The sequence below is a fragment of the Yinghuangia seranimata genome, assembly GCF_029953285.1.
Lineage (GTDB): Bacteria > Actinomycetota > Actinomycetes > Streptomycetales > Streptomycetaceae > Yinghuangia > Yinghuangia seranimata.
The window spans coordinates 1-5208 of the sequence record NZ_JASAOI010000103.1 but is presented as its reverse complement, the minus strand read 5'-3'; the positions used below and the strand labels follow the sequence as shown (position 1 = coordinate 5208).

Annotated in this window: 7 protein-coding genes; 5 read left to right on the top strand and 2 right to left on the bottom strand. The window is 72.4% G+C overall.

Features of this window, described 5'->3' with window-relative positions:
- Positions 1–337 (bottom strand): hypothetical protein (locus tag QI554_RS43240; protein ID WP_425528145.1); only part of this gene is annotated, 337 nt, incomplete at its 3' end.
- A 582-nt stretch (positions 338–919) separates the two neighbouring features.
- On the opposite strand from QI554_RS43240, the gene QI554_RS43235 reads away from it, so the two are divergent.
- The 4 genes from QI554_RS43235 (at position 920) to QI554_RS43220 (ending at position 3826) form a co-directional block, all read left to right on the top strand.
- On the top strand, positions 920–1309 hold the full coding sequence (locus QI554_RS43235) for a BlaI/MecI/CopY family transcriptional regulator (RefSeq protein ID WP_281478956.1): 390 nt from the start codon (positions 920–922) through the stop codon (positions 1307–1309).
- 160 nt (positions 1310–1469) lie between these two features.
- Positions 1470–2564: a hypothetical protein gene (locus tag QI554_RS43230; protein ID WP_281478955.1), complete on the top strand. Its 1095-nt coding sequence runs from the start codon at positions 1470–1472 to the stop codon at positions 2562–2564.
- Positions 2565–2836: 272 nt separating this feature from the next.
- Entirely contained in the window at positions 2837–3340 is a 504-nt protein-coding gene (locus tag QI554_RS43225) for an amino-acid N-acetyltransferase (protein WP_281478953.1), read from the top strand.
- A gap of 144 nt (positions 3341–3484) precedes the next feature.
- Positions 3485–3826, top strand: coding sequence for a histone-like nucleoid-structuring protein Lsr2 (locus QI554_RS43220; protein WP_281478951.1), 342 nt, complete (start codon positions 3485–3487; stop codon positions 3824–3826).
- A 74-nt stretch (positions 3827–3900) separates the two neighbouring features.
- Here the strand turns inward: QI554_RS43220 and QI554_RS43215 are convergent, their stop codons facing one another.
- The gene (locus QI554_RS43215) at positions 3901–4578 is read right to left on the bottom strand and encodes a bifunctional DNA primase/polymerase (protein WP_281478949.1); all 678 of its coding nucleotides are present in this window, start codon (positions 4576–4578) and stop codon (positions 3901–3903) included.
- A 503-nt stretch (positions 4579–5081) separates the two neighbouring features.
- Here QI554_RS43215 and QI554_RS43210 point away from each other — a divergent pair.
- The coding region (locus tag QI554_RS43210; RefSeq protein ID WP_146605600.1) for a Clp protease N-terminal domain-containing protein at positions 5082–5208 on the top strand (127 nt) is incomplete at its 3' end.

Sequence of the window (5208 nt, the reverse complement as noted above, 5' to 3'; positions counted from 1 at the left end):
GGGCGGCCTCGGCGTCGGCGGCGGCCTTCGCCTCGGCGGCGGCACGCACCACCTTGGCCTCGTCGGCCTGCTGGGCGTACAGCGTCTGCGCGGCCAGCGGCTCACGGGCGACGCCGCGGGCGGCGACGTCCGCGGCGCGGTCGGCCAGCGCCTGGTCGGTGGAGGGGGACCCGGTCGACACGCTCACGACCTGGGCCCCGCGCGGCTCGGCGTGGTCCGGGCTGCCCGAGGCGATGCCCATACCGGTGACCGAGGCCAGCACCGCGAGCCCGGCGACCATCATCACCGGACGCGTCGGACGGAGGGCCCGGAGACGGTCGGCGGCGGTCTCGGGCATGCGGGAGTCAGTGGGGTTCAGCACAGATACCTCGGGGGGTCGGCGGCATGCTCGCGCCCCCGTACGGCGGGAACCGTGTGGGGTGGGGCGCACCCGGCCGGGCGGGGCGGCGGCCTGGTCGGCGCGCCGCGGCCCGAGGGCGGCCGCATGGGCGACGCGGCGTCGTTGCCGGCGGCCCCGCGGCGGAGCGGGATCGACCCGGGGCTCGGCGAGCCTCGTGCGGGTCGGCCGTACCGGTGCGCTGTCCGCGGTCGCGGTGGGTCGGCCCGCGTGGGGCGACCCGGCCTCCGGTGTCGGCTCATCAGTGGTAACAAACCCGTCGGCCGCAAAGCCAACCTGTCACGGGGCGGTCACTACGACGCCGCGTCGTAGAAGTCGTGGGCGACCCGGGCGATTCGCCGGTTTCATCCCCCTGCGGTCTACTATCGGAGATAGGACTTCCGGAATCGACTGTGCCCCACCTCACATTTCCGAGAGGTTTGGGCGGCGCTAAACCCGGGTCGGCACACCGGTTTCCGGCGGTTTCGCGACCGGTTCATCGGAGGATCCGTCGGTCGGGCCGAAAGGGCGGAGGTGTCGGCGATGCCGCGTTTCGGCGACCTGGAGGAGCAGGTGATGCTGCGCCTGTGGGCGGCGAACGAACCGCTCGCGGTGCGCGAAGTGCGTGAGGCCCTGCTCCCCGAGCGTGACCTCGCCTATACGACGGTGATGACCGTCCTCGACAAGCTCTATCGGAAGGGCGTGCTGCGCCGCCGGCTCGACGGGCGCGCGTACCGCTACGAACCGGCCCTTTCCCGCGAAGCGCACACCGCCGGGCTGATGGCGGAGGACTGGCTTTCCGGCGGCGGCCGCGCGGGGGCGCTCGTGCATTTCGTCGAGGGCATGACCCCGGAACAGCGCGATGCGCTGCGGGACGCGCTTCGTGTCGCGCTGCCGGAGGCGGACGGGGAAGGCGGCCGAGCGGCTGAATGACGGTCCGCGTGGGTGCGCCCGGGGCTGCGCCGCGCGGGTGATTTCTCCCGATATCCGGAGTGTCTCCCACGCGGAAATGCGTAATGCGCGCACGGTTTCCTGAGGGTGAATTGCCCGCTTATAGGACTTGCCGGGGCCCGAGGAAGCGAGGTGGCGCCGGATGGCCGTGCAGGAACCGCGCCTACCCGAACCGTCGCTGCGGCCCCCGTACACGACGCCCGCCCCCGGTCGGCTCCGCCGTCCGGCGGTTCCCGTGCTCACCGGGGCCGCCACCGCGCTCGTGCTGCTCGCCGTCCAGTTCGCCTTCGGCGCCGAACGCGACAGCCACCCGCGCCTCGGCCTCGACCTGACCGTCAGTGCGCCGGTGGCCGCCGAAGGCGAGGTGCTCACCGCCGTCGTCCGCCTGGTCGTCGCCGACACCGGCCCGGGGGAGCGCGTGACCGTCGCCGGGACGCTCAGCGGCGGACTGCACACGGTCGGCGCGGACGCCTCGCGCGGCGGCTTCGACGCCCCGTCGGGCGTCTGGACCGTCCCCAGCGCGCCAGGCACCCGCGAGGCCGTCCTCCTGTGGCGCATCCAGGCCGCGGGAGGCGCCGCGGACGCCGTCGAGCACATCCGCGTAGCGGTCACCTCGCCGCGCACACACGCACGGTCCGTGGGGGCCTCCGGATCGCCGTCGGGCAAACCCGCGGTGACCTCGGCCACCCCCGCTCCCGTGACCACGTCGGCGCCGACCACGCCGGTCCCGACCGCCACGGCACCCAGCCCGCCCACGGTGGCCGTGCCCGAGGTGGACGTCCCGGTCGCGCAGCGCTGCCCCGACGACCCGGCCGCCGCCTGCGCTGACCTGCGGTTCGGAAAGCCCCGCCTGAGCCTCGTCCGCGCGGTCGACGCGACCGACTCGCGCCCCGGCGAGACGCTGATGCACACCGTCTCGGTCACCGACAGCGGCGACGCGGCCGCGCTGTTCGCGGGCGTCCGCAACAGCGTCCCGGCCGGCGCGCCGCTGCTGTGGGGCGCGCTGTCGCAGGGCAGCTACGACGCCACCACCGGGGTGTGGCAGACCGGCCGCATCGCCGCGGGCGGCACCGCCACACTCACCCTCGCGGTCCGGGTGCCCGATCCCGCGGCCGGCACCGTGATGTCCGCCCGCTCGGATTTCGTGATGTCGTCCGATCCCGCGCCGGCCGTCGAGGCGGCGTGCCCGGACGACCCGGATTCGTCGTGTGCGAGCACCCGGATCGGACCACGCTGAACCGTCGGCCGGTGAGGGGGATCAAGAACCCCGAATGGGGTGATTCCGGAGCGCCGTCGAGTTCCGTTCATATCCGCGTCATCGCCCCCGTCATCGGTTGGTGTGCGGTTGGTGATCGGTTACCGGCAGGTTGTGGGCAAACTCGGGAGACAGCGCCGAGGGCGTCGCATTAGCCTGCTCTGGCGCTCGGATCTCGGGCAGATCTCGCGGGCATCTCGCGGTGCGCCGGGGCCGGTCGCCACGCGGCCCCGTGATCGCGATACCTTCACGCCATGGAAGTCACGATCCGCCGTGCCAGAACCTCGGATGTCACGACCATTCGACGGCTGGTGGACGAGTACGCGGACAAGCGGATCCTCCTCGACAAACCGACTGTGACACTGTTCGAAGACGTCCAGGAGTTCTGGGTCGCGGAACGCGCCGACGACCGAGCGGTTGTCGCCTGCGGGGCGTTGCACGTGATGTGGGAGGACCTGGCGGAGGTCCGCACTCTCGCGGTCGACGTCGCGTGCCGTGGCCACGGCGTCGGCCACGCGCTACTCGGCAAGTTGTTGGAGACCGCCCGTTGGCTCGGCGTTCGCCGGATATTCTGTCTGACCTTCGAGGTCGACTTCTTCGCCCGGCACGGGTTCGTGGAGATCGAGGCGACACCGGTCGATCCGGACGTCTACCGCGAACTACTTCGTTCGTATGACGAAGGCGTCGCCGAGTTTCTCGACCTGGAACGCGTGAAGCCCAACACCCTCGGCAACACGCGGATGCTCCTTCACCTGTAGCCGGCAGAACCCTGATGTGCCGCTATCCATGGTCAAACGCAATGCCGGGGCGTTCGGTTCCGGTTCCCCGGGTTTGAATTTTTCTGGGAAAAGCGGTTTCCTTTTCATGGTTGGTGGCGATCCCTCCCGATGAAAGGGAAACCGGTGGCACAGAAGGTCCAGATTCTTCTCGTGGACGACCTCGACGGCGGCAAGGCCGACGAGACGGTGACGTTCGCCCTCGACGGTGTCTCGTACGAGATCGACCTCAGCGAAGCGAATGCGGGCGACCTCCGCACCGCGCTGGCCACGTATGTCGACGTGGCCCGCAAGACCGGGGGCCGGGCGGCGGGCCGCCGTGCCGCGCGGGGCGCGGCCAAGGCGTCGGGCTCCGGCGCGGACACCGCGGAGATCCGCAAGTGGGCGAAGGAAAACGGGCACGAGGTCAGCGAGCGCGGGCGCGTCCCGGCGAAGGTGAAAGAGGCGTACGACAAGGCGCACGCCTGACAGACGCAGCGTGAGGGCGGTCCCCCCGGTGCCGAGCACCGCGGGCGGGCCGCCTTCGGCGTTCCCGGGCCGGGTCAGCCCGCGTGTCGGGGACGGGGCAGCAGGCGCACGTGCTGGCAGGCGTCCGCGAGGCCGCTCAGCAGCCGTGTGACGTCCGGGAAGCGGACGTCCACCCGCATCAGCGCCTCCTGGTCCGTCCCGGCCGCACAGCGCAGCCGGGAGGCCGCGGGGGCCCGCAGCCAGCGCGCCGACTCCCACGCGCGCGGCCACGGCGCGAGCCAGGTGGCCGGCCACGGGGACGGCGCCGGGATCGAGTCGCCCGTGCCGTACGCCCGCAGGTCCAGGCCGAGCCCCGACCAGTCCAGCCAGTCCAGCAGTCCCGGCAGGTCGTCCGCGACGCCCGGCGCGACGAAGAACTGCACGCGCCCGCCCGCCGAGTTCCGCGGGGCCGTCGCCGCCACCGGTCCGAGCGGCAGCCCGAGCTGCTCGGCGCGCCGCAGTGCCCGCGTCCCGGCGGCGCCCGGCACGTCCAGGACGTCGAACGCCGCCCCGGTCGCCAGCCGCACCGGCGCCTCGGGGCACGCGGCCCACCAGGCCGCCAGCACCGCCGGATCGGTCGCGCCCTCGGGCGGCTCGGCGGTCCCGCCGGGGCACACCCGCCAGCCCAGCGCCCGGGCGTACCAGAGCGCCTCGTCCAGCGGCCCGGGGACCACCGCAGCCGCGCGGGAAGCGAAATGGAGTGTCGCTGCCATAGCGTGTTCAACTCCGGGGGAGAGCTTCGGTTACGAAAGGTAGTGGAACGACTGCGCCGGGTGTTCGCTGTCACCGTATCCGGGTCCGACCGGGTTTCCCGGGATGCCCCGCCACCTGCGGTGTTCGTTGTTCCGGATGGCGGTCGAGGGGCTTATGCCGGGTGCGGCGATGGGTATGAGCCGGGCAAGGGCTCAGGGGAGGGGGCACGGATGCGGACGGGGACCGTGTGGAGCGGTACGGCGGCGGGCCGGGTCCGGGCCGCGGCACGTGCCGGGTCGCGGGCGCGTTCGCTTCTGGCGTACTCGCAAAAGGCCTCTCTGCTTGGTTCGGGGGAACACTGCCCCGCACTATCAGGTTTGACTAGGTGTCCGGCGCGGCCCGCAACACGTGGGTCGCACGTCCTTGTGGACGAAGTGAGCGGTCCCGCGTGCGGGACTAGCATGCGGAAGGACAGGGAGGGGACCGTCCCCGAACTGCACGACCGCTCTGAGGAGCGATAACGATGTTCGAGAGGTTCACCGACCGCGCGCGGCGGGTTGTCGTCCTGGCTCAGGAGGAGGCCAGGATGCTCAACCACAACTACATCGGGACAGAGCACATCCTCCTCGGCCTCATCCACGAGGGTGAGG